Origin of the sequence: Pseudarthrobacter sp. TAF60_1 (assembly GCF_052113505.1) — a bacterium.
GTDB lineage: Bacteria > Actinomycetota > Actinomycetes > Actinomycetales > Micrococcaceae > Arthrobacter.
On sequence record NZ_JBFRDI010000052.1, the window covers coordinates 1 to 488 of the forward strand.

At 62.1% G+C, this 488-nt stretch carries 1 pseudogene; it reads left to right on the plus strand.

The window, feature by feature from the left end:
• Nucleotides 1-488 (plus strand): annotated as a pseudogene (locus tag AB4Y73_RS20445) (pyruvate dehydrogenase (acetyl-transferring), homodimeric type); the annotation flags it as partial.

The following is a 488-nucleotide window of genomic DNA, read 5'->3' on the forward strand; positions in this document are numbered from 1 at the left end:
CTCGCCGCGAACGAAAACCTGGACAACCTGAACTTCGTGATCAACTGCAACCTCCAGCGCCTGGACGGGCCGGTGCGCGGCAACGGCAAGATCATGCAGGAACTCGAAGCGTTCTTCCGCGGCGCGGGCTGGAACGTCATCAAGGTGGTGTGGGGCCGGGAGTGGGATGACCTGCTCGCCAAGGACACCGACGGTTCGCTCGTGAAGATCATGAACGAGACCGTCGATGGTGACTATCAGACCTACAAGGCCGAGTCCGGCGGGTTCGTCCGGGAACACTTCTTCGGTCAGACCCCGCAGACCAAGGACATGGTCGCGGACCTGACCGATGATGAGATCTGGAACCTCAAGCGTGGCGGGCACGACTACTACAAGGTGTACGCCGCGTATAAGGCAGCGACCGAGTTCAAGGGCAAACCCACCGTCATCCTGGCCCACACCGTCAAGGGCTACGGCCTCGGACCGCACTTCGAGGGCCGCAACGCGAC